This window comes from Bradyrhizobium sp. BRP19 (assembly GCF_020194195.1).
GTDB classification, from domain to species: domain Bacteria; phylum Pseudomonadota; class Alphaproteobacteria; order Rhizobiales; family Xanthobacteraceae; genus Bradyrhizobium; species Bradyrhizobium yuanmingense.
Genome location: NZ_JADYVZ010000008.1, coordinates 144,958 through 164,624, shown reverse-complemented (window position 1 = coordinate 164,624; position 19,667 = coordinate 144,958). Strand labels below are relative to the sequence as shown.

Annotated in this window: 16 protein-coding genes and 1 pseudogene; 7 read left to right on the top strand and 10 right to left on the bottom strand. The window is 65.6% G+C overall.

What is annotated here, in order from left to right; translation table 11 throughout:
* Together I6F36_RS23960 and msrA are read left to right on the top strand one after the other, a co-directional pair.
* Positions 1-423, top strand: a complete 423-nt coding sequence (locus I6F36_RS23960) for an OsmC family protein (protein ID WP_225133244.1) — start codon at positions 1-3, stop codon at positions 421-423.
* 189 nt (positions 424-612) lie between these two features.
* Positions 613-1,128 carry a peptide-methionine (S)-S-oxide reductase MsrA gene (gene msrA, locus I6F36_RS23955; RefSeq protein WP_036008049.1) on the top strand — a complete coding sequence of 172 codons (516 nt, stop codon included), beginning with the start codon at positions 613-615 and terminating at the stop codon, positions 1,126-1,128.
* Positions 1,129-1,198: 70 nt separating this feature from the next.
* On the opposite strand, the gene I6F36_RS23950 is transcribed toward msrA, so the two are convergent.
* The 7 genes and pseudogenes from I6F36_RS23950 to I6F36_RS23920 form a co-directional block, all read right to left on the bottom strand.
* Positions 1,199-2,359: an MFS transporter gene (locus I6F36_RS23950; protein ID WP_225114627.1), complete on the bottom strand. Its 1,161-nt coding sequence runs from the start codon at positions 2,357-2,359 to the stop codon at positions 1,199-1,201.
* Positions 2,360-2,475: 116 nt separating this feature from the next.
* Positions 2,476-3,708, bottom strand: coding sequence for a Zn-dependent hydrolase (locus tag I6F36_RS23945; protein ID WP_225172302.1), 1,233 nt, complete (start codon positions 3,706-3,708; stop codon positions 2,476-2,478).
* Entirely contained in the window at positions 3,701-4,486 is a 786-nt protein-coding gene (locus I6F36_RS23940) for an ABC transporter ATP-binding protein (RefSeq protein WP_192893118.1), read from the bottom strand. The genes I6F36_RS23945 and I6F36_RS23940 overlap by 8 nt, the downstream gene beginning before the upstream one ends.
* Positions 4,483-5,255 (bottom strand): annotated as a pseudogene (locus I6F36_RS23935) (ABC transporter permease). Before I6F36_RS23935 ends, I6F36_RS23940 begins: the two are co-directional and overlap by 4 nt.
* 61 nt (positions 5,256-5,316) lie before the next feature.
* The gene (locus I6F36_RS23930) at positions 5,317-6,261 is read right to left on the bottom strand and encodes an ABC transporter substrate-binding protein (protein ID WP_036008040.1); all 945 of its coding nucleotides are present in this window, start codon (positions 6,259-6,261) and stop codon (positions 5,317-5,319) included.
* Between the two features lie 105 nt (positions 6,262-6,366).
* Positions 6,367-7,092 carry a histidine utilization repressor gene (hutC, locus tag I6F36_RS23925; protein WP_225172301.1) on the bottom strand — a complete coding sequence of 242 codons (726 nt, stop codon included), beginning with the start codon at positions 7,090-7,092 and terminating at the stop codon, positions 6,367-6,369.
* Positions 7,089-8,447 carry a formimidoylglutamate deiminase gene (locus I6F36_RS23920; protein ID WP_225172300.1) on the bottom strand — a complete coding sequence of 453 codons (1,359 nt, stop codon included), beginning with the start codon at positions 8,445-8,447 and terminating at the stop codon, positions 7,089-7,091. The genes hutC and I6F36_RS23920 overlap by 4 nt, the downstream gene beginning before the upstream one ends.
* Before the next feature lie 87 nt (positions 8,448-8,534).
* Here I6F36_RS23920 and hutI point away from each other — a divergent pair, with 87 nt between their 5' ends.
* Genes hutI through hutU form a run of 3 tightly spaced genes read left to right on the top strand, consistent with a single transcriptional unit; the run spans position 8,535 to position 12,986 of the window.
* Complete coding sequence (gene hutI / locus I6F36_RS23915) at positions 8,535-9,749, top strand: imidazolonepropionase (protein WP_225172299.1); 1,215 nt, start codon at positions 8,535-8,537, stop codon at positions 9,747-9,749.
* Positions 9,746-11,305 (top strand): histidine ammonia-lyase, encoded by a 1,560-nt coding sequence (gene hutH / locus I6F36_RS23910; RefSeq protein WP_225172298.1) that lies wholly within the window; start codon positions 9,746-9,748, stop codon positions 11,303-11,305. Before hutI ends, hutH begins: the two co-directional genes overlap by 4 nt.
* A gap of 10 nt (positions 11,306-11,315) precedes the next feature.
* A complete protein-coding gene (gene hutU / locus I6F36_RS23905; protein WP_225172297.1) occupies positions 11,316-12,986 on the top strand; it encodes a urocanate hydratase in 1,671 nt (556 codons plus the stop codon).
* An 89-nt stretch (positions 12,987-13,075) separates the two neighbouring features.
* Here the strand turns inward: hutU and I6F36_RS23900 are convergent, their stop codons facing one another.
* Entirely contained in the window at positions 13,076-15,085 is a 2,010-nt protein-coding gene (locus tag I6F36_RS23900; RefSeq protein ID WP_225172296.1) for a bifunctional diguanylate cyclase/phosphodiesterase, read from the bottom strand.
* Positions 15,086-15,353: 268 nt separating this feature from the next.
* Positions 15,354-16,487 carry a hypothetical protein gene (locus tag I6F36_RS23895; RefSeq protein WP_225114638.1) on the bottom strand — a complete coding sequence of 378 codons (1,134 nt, stop codon included), beginning with the start codon at positions 16,485-16,487 and terminating at the stop codon, positions 15,354-15,356.
* A 456-nt stretch (positions 16,488-16,943) separates the two neighbouring features.
* On the opposite strand from I6F36_RS23895, the gene I6F36_RS23890 reads away from it, so the two are divergent.
* Positions 16,944-17,750 carry a substrate-binding domain-containing protein gene (locus tag I6F36_RS23890; protein ID WP_225150386.1) on the top strand — a complete coding sequence of 269 codons (807 nt, stop codon included), beginning with the start codon at positions 16,944-16,946 and terminating at the stop codon, positions 17,748-17,750.
* Here the strand turns inward: I6F36_RS23890 and I6F36_RS23885 are convergent.
* A complete protein-coding gene (locus I6F36_RS23885) occupies positions 17,724-18,422 on the bottom strand; it encodes an ABC transporter permease (protein ID WP_036007971.1) in 699 nt (232 codons plus the stop codon). The two genes, I6F36_RS23890 and I6F36_RS23885, sit on opposite strands and share 27 nt — an antisense overlap.
* 316 nt (positions 18,423-18,738) lie before the next feature.
* On the opposite strand from I6F36_RS23885, the gene I6F36_RS23880 reads away from it, so the two are divergent.
* Positions 18,739-19,590, top strand: a complete 852-nt coding sequence (locus I6F36_RS23880; protein WP_036007996.1) for a 3-hydroxybutyryl-CoA dehydrogenase — start codon at positions 18,739-18,741, stop codon at positions 19,588-19,590.
* The last annotated feature ends 77 nt before the right edge of the window (positions 19,591-19,667 follow it).

Below are 19,667 nucleotides of genomic sequence, written 5' to 3'. Positions count from 1 at the left end.
ATGATCCGCAAGGCAACAGCAGTCTGGAAGGGCACTGGTCGCGATGGCACAGGCCATCTGTCGAGCGAATCCGGCGTGCTTGCCGGGACGCCCTATTCATTCAAGACCCGCTTCGAGAACGAGAAGGGCACCAATCCCGAAGAGTTGATCGCCGCGGCCCATGCCGGCTGCTTCACCATGGCGCTCGCCTTCGGCCTGCAGATGGCGGGTTTCACGCCGGACGAGCTCTCGACCGAAGCCGCCGTCACGCTCGAGCCCGAGGGCAAGGGCTTCAAGATCAGCAAATCCGCCCTGACCCTGCGGGCGAAGGTGCCGAATCTAGATGATGCCGGCTTCGCCCGCTTCGCCGGCGAAGCCGAGAAGAACTGCCCGGTATCCAAGGTGCTCAACGCCGCCATCACGCTCGACGCCAAGCTGGTCTAGGGCGATGCACTGAGGTTAGATCGCTGCAAAGGCGGAGGTGCGCTCCCTCTCCCGCTTGCGGGAGAGGGTTGGGGAGAGGGTGTTTTCCGCAATGGGCGACCGGGTGGGCGTCAACGCGCGGCTTTCGGCCGGGCGGCCGAAAGCCTATATGATGGACAAGCTTTTGAGCGATCATTGGGAGCACATCACATGACGACGGAACGCGCAGTTTTGGCCGGCGGCTGCTTCTGGGGCATGCAGGATCTGATCCGCAAGCAGCCGGGCGTGATCTCCACCCGCGTCGGTTACACCGGTGGGCACGTCAAGAACGCCACCTACCGCAATCACGAAGGCCATGCCGAAGCGATCGAGATCGTGTTCGATCCGGCCAGGACCAGCTTCCGGACCATGCTGGAGTTCTTCTTCCAGATCCATGATCCGACCACGCTCAACCGTCAGGGCAACGATATCGGCACGAGCTACCGGTCGGCGATCTTCTACACCAGCGAGGAGCAGAAGCGGATCGCCGAAGACACCATCGCCGACGTCGAGGCGTCCGGCCTGTGGCCCGGCAAGGTGGTGACCGAGGTCGCGCCCGCGCGCGAGTTCTGGGAGGCCGAGCCCGAGCACCAGGATTATCTCGAACGTTATCCTGACGGCTACACCTGCCACTTCATCCGGCCGGGCTGGAAGCTGCCGCGGCGCGCTGCGGCAGTCGGAGGCTAGAGCCTGAAGAAGGTGGCTCGCCGGCTGTGGCGGTCCACCTCCTCATCGGTCAAAGCCGACGCGAGTCCGGTCACGCATCGACATGCAAGGTCCGGCGCTGCTCCGCGGTGACGGTCCGGGCGGTCAACGTGACGAGACCCATCAAGGCGGCCAGCAGCCAGAATGCCAGCGGCAGTCCGCCGAGCTGTGCGACGAAGCCGACGCCGGCAGGGCCCAGCAGGACGCCTGCATAACCGGCCGTCGTGATCGCCGCGACCGCAAGTCCCGTGGGCATCACCTTTTGTTGCGCCGCCCGGCGGAATAGCACGGGCACGAGGTTCGAGGCGCCGAGCCCGATCAGCAGGAATCCGGCGATGGCGACCGCCGCCACGGGCGCGGTGAGCAGCACCACGAAGCCGGCGATCGCGATGAGGCTGCCCCACAGCAATGTCGTGCGGTCTCCGATGCGCGCAACGATGGCGTCGCCGCTAAGCCGGCCGATCGTCATCGCGATCGAGAACACGATGTAGCCGATGCCGCCTTGGGCCTCGCTGACGAGCCCGGCGCCGATCACGAGCAGCGCGCCCCAATCGAGCATTGCGCCTTCGACCAGGAAGGTGATGGCGCCGAGCAGCGCCAGCAGCAGCACCGATCCATGCGGCAGCACGAACAATGGGCCTTCCTGCACCTGCACCGAGCGAAGCAGGCGCGGCCAGGTCACGAGCATCGCGATCAGCATCAGCACGGAGCAGATCAACGTCGAGGCGAGCGCGCCGAGCTGCAGAGAGAGCAGCGCCGTCATCAGCGCGGAACCGGCGAAGCCGCCGATGCTGAACAGGGCGTGGAAGCCGGACATCAGCGGGCGTCGCGCGGCGCGCTCCACTTCCACGGCGTGGATATTCATGGCGACGTCAATGGAGCCGAGTGCGGCCCCGAAGACGAACAGCGCCAGCGCGAGCGTCGCGGGCGACGCCGCGATGGCCAGCAATGGCAGCACCAACGTGAGACCAAGTCCGCCCGCGATGATAATCGGTTTGCTGCCATAGCGCGCGCTGAGCACGCCGGTCAGCAGCATCGCGATCACTGAGCCGATGCCGAGGCTGAGCAGTAGCAGCCCGAGAACGCCGTCATCGACCGCGAGCCGCGCCTTCGCGAACGGCACCAGGGGTGCCCAGCACGCGATGCCGAAGCCCGCAACGAGGAAGGCAAGCCGGGTGGCGAGGCGGGTCGCCGGCCGGTCGGCAGAAGACATGGGAACTCCGGGAAGCAGGGGAGGAGACGGTCGACAGGCCCGAGGATTGCCGCGGCTTTATGGCAGAGCCCTGCTCGAATGGTCGTGGCAGGCGCTCAACGGCTGCATGCCTCGACCTAGCCCCCGAGGATCCGCCGGCACGCCTCGACGAACACCTCTGCGCCCGTCACGATGTCGGCATCCGCCGTGTTCTCGGTCCAGTGATGGCTGATGCCGCCGATCGACGGCACGAACAGCATGCCGGCGGGCATGACGGTCGCCAGCATCTGCGCATCGTGGCCGGCCCCGCTCGGCATCCGGATGGAACGGCCGCCGGCGACGGCCTTGCTCGCGGCCTCGATCGCGTCCTGAAAGCCCGCGTTCATCATCGCGGGTGCGCCGGTGCGCAGCTTCGTCACCGTAACGGTGCAGGGGCCATTTGCGCTGGCTTCGTCCGCCATGGTCCGCAGCAGTTGCTCCAGCCGCGCGATGACAAACGGGTCGTCGTCGCGGATCTGGAACAACATCTCCGCGCCACCGGGAATGATGCTCGGTGCGCCCGGATCGAGCGTGATGCGGCCGGTGGTCCAGACCGTGCGCGGGCCGCAGGCGGCGGGGAAACGCTCGTCGATCGCCACGCAGAACTTGGCCAGCGCCAGGCCCGCATCCTTGCGCACCGCCATGCGCGTGGTGCCGGCATGGTTCTGCTCGCCGGCAAAGTTGATCTGGTACTGCCAGATGCCGACGATGGACGTCACGACGCCGATCGCCAGGCGCCCGCTTTCGAGCGTGTCGCCCTGCTCGATATGCGCCTCGAGATAACCGATGTGCCGTCCCGGCTCGGCGGTGATGCGCGGACGCTCCGCGAGCCCCATGTCGGCAAGGGCATCGCGCATGGTGCGCCCGCTTGTGCGGTCGCGCGCCGCGTCGATGTCGGCCTCCGTCACCTGTCCGACATAGGAGCGCGAGCCGAGGAAATGACCAAAATGTCCCTCCTCGTCGCACCAGGCGGCAACTTCCACCGCGCCGTTCACCGAAGCGTCGGCATTGAGCACGCGCGCCGCCTCGAGCGCATAGACGACGCCGAGCGGGCCGTCGAGCCAGCCGGCATAGTTCTGGCTTTCCAGGTGCGAGCCCGCCAGCAGTTTCGGTCCGGACTTCGAGCTCGTCCCGAACACATTGCCGATGCCGTCAATCGTCGCGGAGAGCTCGGCCTCGGGCAGCTTCTGGACGAGCCACTCCAGTGACAGCTTGTGCGGCTCGGAGAAGGTCGGCTTGTGCACGCCGGTCTTGTGGGCGCCAAAGGCGCGCAGTGCGTGGAGGTCGGCAAGAACGCGATGGCCGTCGGCGCGGGGCTGGGTGTCAGGCATGTTCGGCAACCTTGAGCGCCTCGGTCCGGATCTCCTCGACCAGCCGTTCCTTCAACTGGACGAATTCCGGCGTGGTCTTGATCTTGTAGGAGCGCGGATGCGGCAGGTCCACATTGATTTCGGCCTTGATGCGGCCGGGGCGCGCGCTCATGACGATGACGCGGCTGCCGAGGAAGATGGCTTCCTCGATATCGTGGGTCACGAACAGCACGGTCTTCTGGTCGCGTTCCCAGATCCCGAGCAGCATCTCCTGCATCAAGGCGCGGGTCTGGTTGTCGAGCGCGCCGAACGGCTCGTCGAGCAGCAGGATCTTCGGATCGTTGGCGAGCGCGCGTGCGATCGCGGTGCGCTGCTGCATGCCGCCGGAGAGCTGCTTGGGCCAATGGTTTTCGAAGCCGGACAGCCCGACCTGGCGGATGAAGGCATCGGCGATCTTGTGTCGCTCCGCCTCGGACACGCCGCGCTCGCGCAGGCCGAAGGCGATGTTCTCGCGCACCGTGAGCCAGGGGAACAGCGTGTAGGACTGGAACACCATGCCGCGATCGGCGCCTGGGCCGGTCACCTCGCGTCCATCGAGCGTGACGCGGCCGCCGGTCGGACGGTCGAGACCGGCGACGATACGCAGCAGCGTGGACTTGCCGCAGCCGGAGGGACCGAGGATGGTGACGAAGTCGTTGTTGCCGATGGTGAGATCGGTCGGCTCCAGCGCCCTGGTCGGCGCGTTGCCGTGACGCGCGGGGAAGGTGCGCGAGACCTGCTCAACCTTAAGAATGGTCATGCGAGCTTCCAGGGAAACAGCCAGGCATTGAACGCCTTGAACAGGAAGTCCGAGATCAGGCCGATCAAGCCGATCACGATGATGCCGAAGATGATCTGGCCGGTGTTGAGCAGCGCCTGGCGTCGGTGATCATATGACCGATGCCCGAGGACGAGCCGATCAGCTCGGCGACGATGACGTAGGTCCAGGCCCAGCCCAGCACCAGCCGCAGGATCTCTGCGATCTCCGGCGCGGAGGAAGGCAGCAGCACGCGGCGGATGATGCCGCGGTCGCTGGCGCCCAGCGTGTAGGCGGCCTCGACCAGATCGCGCCGCGTGGCGCCGACCGTCACCGCGACCATCAGGATGACCTGGAACACCGAGCCGATGAAGATGACGAGCAGCTTCTGCAGCTCGCCGATGCCGGCCCACAGGATCAGCAGCGGGATGAAGGCCGAGGCGGGCAAATAGCGTGCAAATGAGACGAAGGGTTCGAGGAAGGCTTCGACCGGCTTGTAGGCGCCCATCAGCACGCCGAGCGGCACCGCAATGACCGCCGCGAGTGCAAAGCCGCCGACGACGCGCCAGATCGTCATGCCGATGTCGAACAGGAAGCCGTGCTTGGTGAGCAGCTCGAGGCCTTCCTGCACCATGGTGAGCGGATTGGCGAGGAAGGTCTTCGACACATGGCCGCCGAACGTCGCCCACGACCAGAGGGCGACGAACAGCACGAAGAACGCCAGGCCATATGCCGCACGTTGCTTCGATGTCACGGGATCCAGGGGACGCATCAAACTGTATCCGAATGGTGCGCCGGCTCCGCTTGAGGCGGAACCGGCAGCTTGGAGAACGTTACTTGATGAAGCTCGCGTCGTAGAGGTCCTCGACCTTCGGCACGGCCTTGATGATGCCGATCTCGAGCAGGAGCTCGGCGGCCTCCTTGTTGAAGGTCAGGAACTCGCCTGCGAAGAACTTCTGGTTCGCCGCCTTGTCCTGCCAGCGCAGGTATTTCGCCGAGTTGCCGAACTGCTCGGCGGTCTGCTTCACGTCGGCGCCCATGATCTCGTAGGACTTGGCCTGGTCCTTGGCGATCATCTCGAGCGCCTCGAAATAGCTGTCGGCGAGCGCCTTGGCGGCCTTGGGATTGTCGGTGAGGAACTTCGGCGTGCAGCCGAACGTGTCCATGACCATCGGATAGTCCAGCGTGGTGGCGATGATCTTGCCCTTGTCCGGCGCGGCACGCACGGTCGACAAGTATGGCTCATAAGTCATCGCTGCATCGTTCTGGCCGGAGACGAAGGCCTGCGCGGCCGCCGCCGGCTCGAGGTTCACCACGGTCACGTCCTTGGTGGTGAGGCCGTTCTTCTTCAGCATCCAGGCCAGTGCAAAGTAGGGCGAGGTGCCCGGCGCGGAGGCGGCGACGGTCTTGCCCTTCAGGTCCTTGATCGCGGCGATGTCGTTGCGCACAGCCATCCCGTCGGCGCCATAGCTCTTGTCGAGCTGGAAGATCTGCTTGGTGGCGACGCCGTTGGCGTTCCAGGAGATCCAGGTCTCAACGGTGGTCGCCGCACACTGGATGTCGCCGGAGGCGATGGCGAGATGGCGGTCCTTCTGCGGGATCTTCTTGATGGTGACGTCGAGGCCGTTTTTCTTGAAGATGCCGGCCTCCTTCGCCAGCGTCAGCGGCGCGAAGCCGGTCCATCCGGAAATGCCGATGCCGACCTTGACGTCCTGGGCGAGCGCCGGAGTGGAGGCCGCGAGAGCAATGATTGTCGCAAATACTGTCGAATTACGCATGATTATCGTCCTCTTGCCGATCGATGGTTTGACGTCCTGTTGATCTCTGCCGGCCCATATGGGCGGTTCCGCGAAGCGTTGCACGATTTGTGCCGACATATCCTCTCAGCCTCCCTTGAATCGCGCGACAAGGCGGTGTGAGTCACCGGGATAGAGCAGGCGCACGGCGGTGATCGTGCGTGCGCTGCGCCAGGTATAGCGGTCGATCACGAGACAGGGGGCGCCGACGGCGATCGCGAGCGCTTCCGCCGCACGGTCGTCCGCAACGATGGCGCTGATCGTGTGCTCGGCCTCGGTCCATGGGACATGGTGAAGCAGCCAGGAGCCGGGCGGCTCGCGCGAGAAATCCGCGGTCGCGGCGTCAGGAACGGACGAGAGATCGATCAGCCTGTCCTCGACCGCGAACGGGACCTTGTCGGCGCTGTGCCGGCAGGTGATCGCGACCACCTTGTTGGCCTTCTTCACGCCGAGCCGGTCGCGGTCGGCGGCCGTCGCCGCGCGCAGCTTGCGGCCGATCAGCTCGTAGCCGTAAGAGCGCCCGAGCGCCGTGATCTCGGCGCGGATGTCAGCGATCTTGAGCACCGCCGACTGGTGCTGCGGCCGTCGCACGAACGAGCCGGCGCGCCGGCGCCGCTCGATCAGATCGGCCTGCGCCAGCTCAGACAGCGCCTTGTTCACGGTCATGCGCGAGCAGCCGTAGCGCGCCACCAGCTCATGCTCGAAGGGAATACGATGTCCGGGCGGCCATTCGCCGGTCAGGATGCGCTGCTCGATGTCGGCGCGGATGCGCTTGTAGAGCGTCGGCTTGTCGGCATCGGTGACGAGGCTCATGCAACGAGCCTCCGCATCGATGCGTTGAAGCGCTCGCGTGCGGCTTGGCGCAATCCATGCTGACCGCGCTCGACCACCTTGTTGCCCCCGGCCCAGACGCAATCGATGGCGGCGCCGCCGGCAGAAAAAATCCAGCCGTCGATGACGGCATCCTGCGCGCGTCCCGCCAGCGATGGATGCGCCGTGTCGAGCGTGATGATGTCGGCGCGCGCGCCGGGTGTGAGGCCGACCGTCGGCTGCGCCAGCGCCCGCGCGCCGCCGGCGAGCGCCCCGTCGAACAGCGAGCGTCCCGTAGAGCGACCTGCGCCGCCGGAGAGGACGTTGCGCTGGCGGTGCTTGAGCCGCTGGCCGTATTCGAGCTGGCGCAACTCGTCTGCGGCGCCGATCAACACGTTGGAATCGGTACCGATGCCGAAAGAGCCGCCGGCGTCGACGAACTCCCGCGCTGAAAAAGTGCCGTCGCCGAGGCTCGCCTCCGTGATCGGGCAAAGGCCGGCGACCGCGCCCGTCTTGGCGAAAGCCGTCACTTCCTCACTCGTCATGTGGGTCGCGTGAATGAGGCACCAGCGTTGATCGACGGGCGCATGCTCCAGCAGCCATTGAACCGGACGGCAACCCGACCAGGCGAGGCAATCCTCGACCTCCTTCACCTGCTCGGCGGCATGAATGTGCACCGGCCCGCCCTCGGCGAGCGGAAGAATCGCGGCGAGCTCGTCCGGCGTGACCGCGCGCAAACTGTGCGGCGCGATGCCGATATTGGCGCCGGGCAAGGCGCTGATCGCCTGGAGCGAGGCCGTGATCAATGCGGCGAACTGATCGACCGAGCAGATGAAGCGGCGCTGCCCGGCATGCGGCGCTGCGCCTCCAAACGAGCCATGCGCATAGAAAGTCGGCAACAACGTCAGCGCAATGCCCGTGGCTTCGGCGGCCTGTGCAATCCGCGTGGCCATCTCGGCGGGGTCAGCGTAGGGCGACCCGTCGCGGTCGTGGTGCAGATAGTGGAATTCGCCGACGCGGGTAAAACCCTGCTCGAGCATCTCGACATAGAGCAGCGTCGCCACAGCCGCGACCTCGTCAGGCGTCATCGCCAGCGCAAAGCGATACATCGTCTCGCGCCAGGTCCAGAACGTGTCGGTGGAATCGCCGCGCAATTCGGCAAGGCCTGCCATGCCGCGCTGGAAGGCGTGGCTGTGCAGGCTCGCAAGTCCGGGAAGCGCGATGGCATGGCGTTCGTCGCCGGCGGAGGGCGCCACGCCCGGCGTCACCGCGGCGATCGCGCCGGCGGCGATCACCACCTGCACGTCATTGGCCCAGCCGGAAGGCAGGAGCGCGGAAGCGAAATGCAGTCGGGTCATGATCTACACGCCGGCTGGACAGAACCGTCTTACGATTATATGTCTAGACATATAAGTCAAGCATCCCCAAGGCGAATGGATACCCGCATGGCAGAGCGCTTCGACCGGATCTGGCACAATGCCCGCCTCGCGACGATGCGGGTCGATCGTCCCGATCTTGGCGAGATCGAGCATGGTGTCATCGCCGCACGCGGCGGCCACATCGCCTATGCGGGCGCGAAAGCGGACTTTCCGCTCGACGCTGACGCGATCGAGCGGATCGATTGCGAGGGGCGCTGGATTACGCCCGGTCTCGTCGACTGCCATACCCATCTGGTCTATGGCGGCAACCGCGCGCATGAATTCGAGCTGCGCCTGAAAGGGGCGAGCTACGAGGAGATCGCGCGCGCCGGCGGCGGCATCGTCTCGACTGTGGCGGCAACGCGCAAGGCGAGCGAAGCCGAGCTCGTCGCAGGCGCGCTGCCGCGGCTCGACGCGTTGATCGGCGAGGGCGCCACCACCGTCGAGATCAAGTCCGGCTACGGCCTCGACACAGAAACCGAGATGCGCCAGCTCGCGGCTGGGCGCAGCCTCGGCCGTGAGCGGCCGGTTACGATCCGCACGTCGTTCTTGGGCGCGCATGCGCTGCCGGTCGAGGCGGGGGGCGACAAGGATGGTTACATCGATCTCGTCTGCAAGGAGATGCTGCCGGCGATCGCAAACGCGGGCCTCGCCGATGCCGTCGATGCCTTCATGGAGGGCATCGCATTCTCCGCCGAACAGACTGCGCGGGTGTTCGAAACGGCGAGGGGACTTGGACTGCCGGTCAAGCTCCATGCCGACCAGCTCTCGAATCTCGGCGGCGCCGCGCTTGCCGCGAAATTCTCGGCGCTCTCGGCCGATCATCTCGAGCACACCGACGAGGCCGGTGCCGCCGCCATGGCGAGGGCCGGCACGGTGGCGGTGTTGTTGCCCGGCGCGTTCTACTTCATTCGCGAGACGCAGAAGCCGCCGGTCGAAACGTTCCGCAAGCACAACGTTCCCATGGCGCTGGCGACCGACTGCAATCCCGGCAGCTCGCCACTGACCTCGCTGCTGCTCGCGATGAACATGGGCGCGACATTGTTCCGGATGAATGTGGCCGAGTGCCTCGCCGGCGTCACCCGTGAAGGCGCGCGGGCGCTCGGCCTGCTGCAAGAGACCGGCACACTGGATGCCGGAAAATGGTGCGATCTCGCGGTCTGGGACATCGACCGGCCGGCCGAGCTGGTCTACCGCATCGGCTTCAATCCGCTGCACCAGCGGGTATGGAGGGGGCAGTGACGGAGCAGGAGACAGCGATCGTCGTCAAGCCGGGAACAGTGAGCCTCGACGATCTCTCACGCGTGCTCGAAGGCGCCCCCGTCGTGCTCGATCCTTCGTTCTGGCCGCGTGTCGATACGGCTGCGCTGATCGTTGCGCAGGCCGCGCAGGCCGACGTCCCCGTCTACGGCATCAACACCGGCTTCGGGAAGCTCGCATCGAAGCGCATTCCGCCGGACCAGACCGCGCTGCTTCAGCGCAACCTGATCGTCTCGCACTGCTGCGGCGTCGGCCAGCCGACGCCGGAGCCCATCGTCCGCCTGATGATGGCGCTGAAGATCGTCTCGCTCGGCCGCGGCGCTTCCGGCGTGCGCCGCGTGGTGATCGAGCAGTTGCAGGACATGCTGGCCCGTGGCGTCTATCCGCTGGTGCCGCAGCAGGGCTCGGTCGGCGCCTCCGGCGATCTGGCACCGCTTGCGCATATGACGGCCGTGATGATCGGCCAAGGGCAGGCGATCATCGATGGCAAGACTGTATCCGGCAGCGAGGCACTCGCGGCCGCCGGCCTCACGCCGCTGACCCTTGGGCCCAAGGAAGGCCTCGCGCTGATCAACGGCACGCAATTCTCGACCGCCTACGCGCTATCGGGCGTGCTGCGCGCATATCGCCTCGCCCGCGCCGCACTCGTGACCGGCGCGCTGTCAGTGGATGCGGCGATGGCCTCAACGGCACCGTTCCGCCCCGAAATTCAGGCGCTGCGTGGTCATGCCGGCCAGATCGCGGCGGCCGCGACGCTGACCGCGCTGCTCGACGGCAGCGACATCCGCCTCTCTCACCTGGAAGGCGACGAGCGTGTGCAGGATCCCTATTGCCTGCGCTGCCAGCCACAGGTTGCCGGTGCCGCGCTCGATCTGATCACGCAGGCGGCGCGCACGCTGATCGTGGAGGCCAATGCCGTCACCGACAACCCGCTGGTGCTGGTCGAGACCGGGGAGATCGTCTCCGGCGGCAATTTCCACGCCGAGCCGGTGGCGTTTGCCGCAGATGCCATCGCGCTGGCGCTGTCGGAGATCGGCGCGATCAGCGAGCGGCGCATCGCGACGCTGGTCGATCCCGCGCTCAATTTCGGCCTGCCGCCGTTCCTCACCCCCGATCCCGGCATCAATTCCGGCTTCATGATCGCCGAGGTGACGGCGGCCGCACTCTATGCCGAGAACAAGCAGCGTGCGCTCGCCTGCTCGATCGATTCGACGCCGACCAGCGCCAATCAGGAAGATCATGTCTCGATGGCCGCGCATGCTGCGCGGCGCCTGTCCGACATGGCCGACAATCTCGCCGCCATCCTCGGCATCGAGCTTCTGGTCGCCGCTCAGGGCATCACGCTGCGCGCGCCGCACGCAACCAGTGCGCCGCTGGTCGCCGTCATTGACGCGTTGCGTGAGCAGGTGCCCGCACTGGGCGCCGATCGCTACATGGCCGGTGATCTGGCCAAGGCCGCTGCATTGATCGAGGCCGATGCGCTTCCAGCTGCTGCGCTCGCCCAGCTTCCCACCGATCCGTTTCCGAGACTCGTCTGAAGAGGCCCGCATGAACCGCCGTCTGGACAATGACCGTACCATCCGCGCTCCCCGCGGCAGCGACATCAGCGCCAAGAGCTGGCTCACGGAAGCGCCGCTGCGCATGCTGATGAACAATCTCGACCCTGACGTCGCGGAACGCCCGAGCGAGCTCGTCGTCTATGGCGGCATCGGCCGCGCCGCGCGCGACTGGGAGAGTTTTGACCGGATCGTTGCGGCCTTGCGCAAGCTCGAAGCCGACCAGACGCTGCTGGTGCAGTCCGGCAAGCCGGTCGGCGTGTTCCGCACCCATGCCGATGCACCGCGCGTGCTGATCGCGAATTCCAACATCGTGCCGCATTGGGCGACGCTCGATCATTTCAACGAGCTCGATCGCCAGGGCCTGATGATGTACGGCCAGATGACGGCGGGCTCCTGGATCTATATCGGCAGCCAGGGCATCGTGCAGGGCACCTATGAAACCTTCGTCGAGGTCGGTCGGCGTCATTACGGCGGCAGCCTCGCCGGTAAATGGATTCTCACGGCCGGCTTGGGAGGCATGGGCGGCGCGCAGCCGCTGGCGGCGACCATGGCCGGCGCTTCGATGCTTGCGGTCGAATGCCAGCCGAGCCGCATCGAGATGCGCCTGCGGACCGGTTATCTCGACCGGCAAGCCGCAACGCTTGATGAAGCGCTCGCGATCATGGCGGACGCCGCGAAGACGAACAAGGCGGTCTCGGTCGGCCTGCTCGGCAACGCCGCGGAGATCTTCCCTGAGCTGGTGCGCCGCGGCGTCAAACCCGACATCGTCACCGACCAGACCAGCGCGCACGATCCCATCAACGGCTATTTGCCGAAGGGCTGGACGCTTGCCGAATGGGAAGCCAAGCGCGCGTCCGATCCGAAGGCAGTGGAGCGCGCCTCGAAGACGTCGATGGTCGCGCATGTCCAGGCCATGCTGGATTTCCATGCGCAGGGCATTCCGACGCTCGACTACGGCAACAACATTCGCCAGATGGCGCAGGATATGGGCCTGAAGAACGCGTTCGATTTCCCCGGCTTCGTGCCCGCCTATATCCGCCCGCTGTTTTGCCGCGGCGTCGGGCCGTTCCGCTGGGCCGCGCTGTCGGGCGATCCCGAGGACATCTTCAAGACCGATGCCAAGGTCAAGGAGCTGATGCCTGACGACAAGCATCTGCACAATTGGCTCGACATGGCGAAGGCCCGCATCAAATTCCAGGGCCTGCCAGCACGCATCTGCTGGGTCGGCCTCGGCGACCGCCATCGCCTCGGTCTTGCCTTCAACGAGATGGTGGCGCGTGGCGAATTGAAAGCGCCGATCGTGATCGGCCGCGATCATCTCGACAGCGGCTCGGTGGCGAGCCCCAACCGCGAGACCGAGGCGATGAAGGACGGATCGGATGCGGTGTCCGATTGGCCGCTGCTCAATGCGCTGCTCAATTGCGCCAGCGGAGCGACCTGGGTGTCGCTGCATCATGGCGGCGGCGTCGGCATCGGCTATTCGCAGCACGCGGGCATGGTGATCGTCGCCGACGGCACGCCCGAGGCTGCGAAGCGGATCGAGCGCGTGCTGTGGAACGATCCCGCCACCGGCGTCATGCGCCACGCCGATGCAGGCTACGACATCGCGATCGAGTGCGCGCGCGACAAGGGGCTCGATCTGCCGAGCCTGGCGGAGTAGACGAGGCTTTAGAGCATGATCCGGAAAAGTGCGTAGCGGTTTTCCGAAAAGATTATGCTCAAACAATAACCTAAAGCGCGCATCGCGCTTTAGGCCACGACCTTGGTCCCGGTGCCGTCGAGGCGCCGGCTCTCCTTCGCAAGATGGTCGCCAATCGCATCGGCCGGCATGGGCTTGGCGAAATAGTAGCCCTGGATGAAGTCGCATCCCAGGCGGCGCAAGGTGTCGAGCTGAGCACGCGTCTCGACGCCCTCGACGACGCAGGCGATCTCCATGTCGTCGCAGAGACCGCTGAGCGATTTGATGATCTTGTGGCTGACGGGATTCTCGTTGATGTCGGAAACGAAGCTGCGGTCGACCTTGATCTTGTCGAGCGGCAACCGGTGCACGTGGCTCAACGACGAATAGCCGGTGCCGAAATCGTCCAGCGAAATGCCGCAGCCCATTGCCTTCAGCGTTGCGATCGATTGCTGTGCGCGGACGAAATCGAAGGTGACGGCGGTCTCGGTGATCTCGAAATCGATCCGGCGCGGCGGCAGCCCGCTCTTCTCGATGATCGAGATCAGCGGCAGGATGCCCTCCGCCGCACAGACATCGTGGGCTGAGAGATTGAACGACAGGCGGATGTGATCGGGCCATGTCCTGGCGATGGCGAGCGCGCGCACCAGCAGCGCTTGCGTCAGCGGCCGGATCAGTCCGATGCGCTCGGCGGCCGGAATGAAATCGGCCGGGGAGACCAGGCCGAGGCGGGCGCTGCGCCAGCGCGCCAGAACCTCGAAGCCGGCGGTGTGCTCGCTCATGGCATCGACGATCGGCTGGAACACCAGGTCCATCTCGGTGCCGAAATCGGCGGTGCGCAGCAGATTCTCGATGACTCCGCGACTGCGGATCTCGGCCTCGAGCTCGCTCGAGAAGATCACGGTGCGGCCGCGCAGATGGCGCTTGGCGTGATAAAGTGAATAGTCGGCGCACTCATAGAGTGCTTCCGCGGTCGTTGCCGATTGGGGAAACGAGGCAAAGCCGATCGAGCAGGACAGCCCGGTATGGGCGGTGTCGAGCTGGTAGGGAAGCCTGACCTGGTCGCCAATGCGCTGGCCCAGCCGCAGCAGGTCCGCATCGTCGGGGTCGCCGCAAACGACAAGGCCAAACTCGTCGCCGCCTAATCGGGCGAATTCGACCCGCTGCGGACCAAAGCCCTCGCAGACCTCGCGGATGCGCCGGCCGGCCTCGATCAGGACGCGGTCTCCGACCGAATGGCCGTAATTGTCGTTGATCGGCTTGAAACCGTCGAGATCGATGATGCCGACCGCGATCCGAACTTTCCTGCGTTCGGCATCGGTGAAGGCGCTCGACAGCTCGGCGAAGAAGCGGCGGCGGTTCGGCAGCTCGGTGAGTGAATCGAGATTGGCAAGGCGGAAGTTCTCGTCAGAGAGCGCCTGCGTCGCCGCCTGTTGCGCGAGCAGCGACTTGCGGCTGGCGACGAGATCGGCGAAGTCACGGTAGTAGATGAACAGCACCGTCACCATCGCGGCGGAAACCAGGAGGTTGTTGACCGCGATCGCCTTCAGCGTCGGCTCGCCCGTGGCAAAGAAGAACAGCACATAGGGCACGTCGACGATCAGCGTCACGATCAGCGCCGCCGAGCGCAGATGCATCAGCGAGAAGATGCAGCCGATCACGGTGACCGCCATGTAGAACGCGACCTGGCTCTTGGCGAAGGGATCGCCGTAGGGGTAGAGCGCGAAGGACCAGGCGGTGAAGCCGGCACCGATCGGCAGGGTCAGCCAGTTGGTGGCGCGCAGATTGCGCAGGATGTCGGCATCGCTGCGCACCAGCCGGCGCTGGCGTAGCCACCAGAAGGTCCGCAAGCCCGCGAGCACCGTCAGCACGGCCGGCACGATCATCGTCAGCCAGCCCGGCGCCACGTTCACATAGGTGTAGGCGACCGCAATCGTGTTGCTGATGAGGATGAAGTAGAGCAGCGGGATCTGCTTGGAGAAGGCGTCGAACTGCGCCCGCGTCAGGTCCGGATTGTCGGCGGGAACGCGAAACAATCGCATCGCGGCGGCAAGATGAGATTTCAAATCGGCAATAGGCATTGCAATACGAGCCCCAGATCCCCTGAAAAACGTGGGCAATCTTGCACGGCAGGGGTAAAGGGGCCGTTAGATCAATTCTGGCCCGGGCAGGCCAGCACTGGTTGCGCGCTGCCTTACGATTTTCCGATCGCGTGCATTGGTGAGGTCCCGTTAAGGATATCCGGCCGCAGCGTGCGCACGTCTCAGGCACAGGTCGCCCGAAATCGCTGCAGCTACCGCCTGCTATCGCCCATGCGCGACATCAGCCTAGCACATGGCCACGGTCGGATCAGGCGAGGACGGCCTGGCGCTCGCGCGCCGGTTCGCGGACGCGCTCGCTGGTCCGCGGCTCGGCAAGCTGCGTGAAGCTCCGATGGCTCGCCTGAACCGGTGCCTCGACGATCACGCCCTCACAGACGATCTGTCCGCCGAGCATCCTGAATTCCAGCTTGTCGTAGCGCGGCATTGTCTCGCCGGGTGCCGGGGGCAGCAGCCCGATGCTTCCCTGGATGTTCAGCGCGGCTTCGCCGGTGCCGTGCAGCCGCGGATTCCACATCCTGATTCCGCTCTCCGCCCAGCGCTGCCGGATCAGCGCCGCGCGGTCGGCGGGCTCTGCGGCTCTCGCGCGAACTTTCGGGACGTTGCGGATCTCTGGCGAAGGAGACGCGAGAGCCGGAGCCGGCTCGATATCGGTGACACCGCTCAAGGAGTCGTTAGTCGCCGCAGCGAGCGGAACATCGTTTGTAGGGACTTGCGGGCTTTCGACAACGAGCGCCGGTTCGCTGTCGGCGCTGGCTTCAGAGGCATCAGTCGTGACGCTATCGGCCTCGGCGCGGAGAAGCTCGACTTCTTCGACGGCGACCGGATCGACGGCAGCGGAAACGTCGGGCGAGGAGGCTGCCTCGATGATGACATCAGGGACATCAGTCAAGGCGGTCGCGACCTCCGCTGACGAAATCACAACCTCTTCTACGACGGCGGAGTCGACCTCTGTAGGAATCTCAGCAGGCGATGCATCATCATCAACGATGGCGAGATCAGAGGCTGCAACTGGCTCGCTCTCCGCACCGACCGATGCAGCCAGCACCTCCTCGGAGGCTGGCGGCGTCGCGGGCGCCTCGATTTCCGTCACGGTCTCCGGAGAGGAGTCCCCGCTGATACGGATTTCGTCGGACGGATTCTCCGCGACGACAGACACAGCCGCATCGTTCTCCGCGACCAGAGCCTGGGTGGCGGGGGCAGCGTCGTCGCGCACCGGGGCGGTGCTGATCTCGGCGCTTGGAGCTTGAGCCGGGACCGCGACGTCTTCGATGATGGCGGGCGCAGCGTCCGTGACGGTCGGCGCGACCTCAATGTTGCCGCTGTGCGGCATAGGCCGGAGTCGGGAAAACGCCCAGTTCACCGCAGGGATGCGGCGCAGCAACGATATCAGTCTCGAAAGCACTGGGAGTTGTCCAAGAGGTACTCGGCGTGAGGCAATCGCTGATTCGCCAGCAATGTGAAAACCTGCCCCGGCCGTCACATCCGTGTCAACGTAGGCAGGACCAATTGCAGAACATCCACGCATCCAGCGCGCATCCGCCCGAGTTACGCAACCCGCACAGCAGCCGATGACGCAATAATACCCCTGTTTTGCCCGACGCCGCAAGCGTGTCTTCGGCAACACCGAAATGCTCAAGCCTTTCAACCCCATCGCTACTATGCATGGGGTTGTTTTTTCACTTCTTGTTTTGCAGGCGTGCCTAGCGCGCCGGCGCGCTTTTTCTGCCAGACGAGGTGCACCGCCCGCATCAACTCTCGTTGCGATCCGAAGCTTGGGGTTCCCGCCATCCTCGCGAGCCGCTATTCAGAGCCGTCATTGTCTGGCCGAGGACGTCGCATGAGGAAGCTTGTCACCATCGCGGTTCTGCTCTGGTCCACCATCGCATCCGCACAGGATCGCACCATCACCGTGGCTTCGACCACCTCGACGGAACAGTCGGGGCTGTTCGGTCATCTGCTGCCGCTGTTCTCGAAGGCCGAAGGCATCGGCGTGAAGGTCGTCGCCGTCGGCACCGGCCAGGCGCTGGACATCGGGCGGCGCGGCGATGCCGACGTGGTGTTCGTCCACGACAGGCCTGCCGAGGACAGGTTCATGTCCGAAGGGCAGGGCGTGAAGCGCTTCGACGTCATGTACAACGACTTCGTCATCATCGGCCCCAAGAGCGATCCGGCGCAGATCTCGGGCAGCAAGGACGCGGCCGAGGCGTTGCGCAAGATTGCGACCGCAAAGGCGCCGTTCATCTCGCGCGGCGACAAGTCCGGCACGCATGCGGCCGAGCTGAGACTATGGAAGGAGGCTGGCGTCGACCTCAGTGCCGGCAAGGACATTTGGTACCGGGAGATCGGCCAGGGCATGGGTCCGGCGCTGAACATGGCCTCGTCGTCGAATGCCTACCTTCTGTCGGACCGCGGCACCTGGCTGTCGTTCAAGAACCGTGGCGAACTCGCCATCCTGACCGAGGGTGACAAGCGGCTCTTCAACCAGTACGGCGTCATGCTGGTCAATCCTGCAAAGCATCCGAACGTGAAGGCAAAGGAGGGACAGGCTTTCGTCGACTGGCTGGTTTCGCCGCAAGGGCAGCAAGCGATCGCCGGGTACAAGGTCGGTGGCGAGCAGCTATTTTTCCCCAACGCGCCCAACTAGGACGAAGGCGACGGTCGAGACCGCGACGCTGAGAGCGAGCAGGATCAGCCCGAGTCCGAGCGCCAGCGGCAGCTCGCCTTTGCTGGTTTCCAGCGCGATCGCCGTCGTCATCGTGCGGGTGAAGCCGCGGATGTTGCCACCGACGATGATGATGGCACCGACTTCCGCAATGGCGCGCCCGAACGCGGCGAGAAAGGCCGTCAGCAACGAGGTCCGGCCGAGCGCGAACAGCAGGGCCATGCTGCGCAGGGCCGACAGCCCGTCGATCCGCGCCAGGTCGCCATACTCCGCCCACAACAGGCTTGCCGGCCGGTGCACCAGCGCCACCACGATCGGCGTCGCCAGCAGCGTCTGCGCGATCACCATGGCGGCCGGCGTGAACAACAAGCCCGCCGCCCCGAACGGGCCGGACCGCGACAGCAAGAGATAGAGCGCGAGCCCGACCACGACCGGCGGAAGCCCGAGCAGGGCATTGGTCAGAATGATGATGATTTGGCGTCCCCGGAAGCGGGTGATCGCAAGCAGGGCTCCAAAGGGGGCGCCGATCAGGAGCGCCAGGATGCTGGCGGTCAGGCTGACCCGCAACGACAGGGCGACGATGCCCAATAGCTCGGTGTCGGCGTCGCCGATCAGCGCAAAGGCGGCACCGATGGATCGTGCGAAATCGTTCATCCGGTCTCGGGCAAGCCCCTGTTCCGCGGTAGCCCCGCGCCGCCCTTCTCGCTGCTGCCGCTGCCATAATCAAGGGGCCAGGGGGTGGGCAACCCCGCCGGAGCCGTTGGAGAAGGGCTCAGGATGATCGATAGACGCGGCCGGGGACCGACAATCGAGGCGCCTGGCGGCCCCGCGGGCGGCTTTCTTCCGGCCTCGGATGCGCTAAGGAACAGGATCGGGTCGCGCCGGCCCAATGGCGGTGCTAGACCCTAATGCAGGAACAATGGAGCCGGGCTGCGACTGGCGCGCCCGCAAGGATGAAGGATGTGACGCAATGATCCAGACCGTTGGCATCATCGGGGCAGGGACCATGGGGAACGGCATCGCGCAGGTCTGCGCGGCCGCCGGCCTCTCGGTCGTAATGGTCGATATTTCCGATGCGGCGGTGAACCGCGGCCTTTCGACCGTCGGCGGAAGCCTCGAGCGGCTGGTCAAAAAAGAGAAGATGTCGGCGGCCGACCGCGAGGCGACGCTCAAGCGCATCACCGGCACCACGGACCGGGCGAAGCTGTCGGATTGCGACCTCGTCATCGAGGCCGCGACCGAGAACGAGGAGCTCAAGGTCAAGATCCTGAAGGATCTCTGCGCCACCCTGTCGCCGCGCACGCTGGTCGCGACCAACACCTCCTCGATCTCAATCACCAAGCTCGCCGCCGCGACCGACCGTCCCGACCGCTTCATCGGCATGCACTTCTTCAACCCGGTGCCGGTGATGGCGCTGCTCGAACTCATCCGCGGCCTGCAGACCTCGGACGACACCCATGCCAAGGCGCTGGATTTCGCCAAGCGCGTCGGCAAAGTGGCGATCACGGCCAAGAACAGCCCGGGCTTCGCCGTCAACCGCATCCTGTGCCCGATGATCAACGAGGCGATCTTCGCGCTCCAGGAGGGCATCGCGACGGCGGAAGAGATCGACGCGGGCATGAAGCTCGGCTGCAACCATCCGATCGGGCCGCTCGCACTTGCCGATCTCGTCGGGCTCGACACCATGCTTTCGGTGATGGAGGTCTTTTACAAGGGCTTCAACGATCCTAAATATCGGCCAGCGCCGCTGCTGAAAGAGATGGTCGATGCCGGCCATCTCGGCCGCAAGACCGGGCAGGGCTTTTACACTTATTCCGCCTGACGAAGGCATTGGCGGCGGGCGCCTTAGCGTCCGCCGCCAGATCCCGCAATTTGCGCTGCGACAAAGACGCCGCGTGC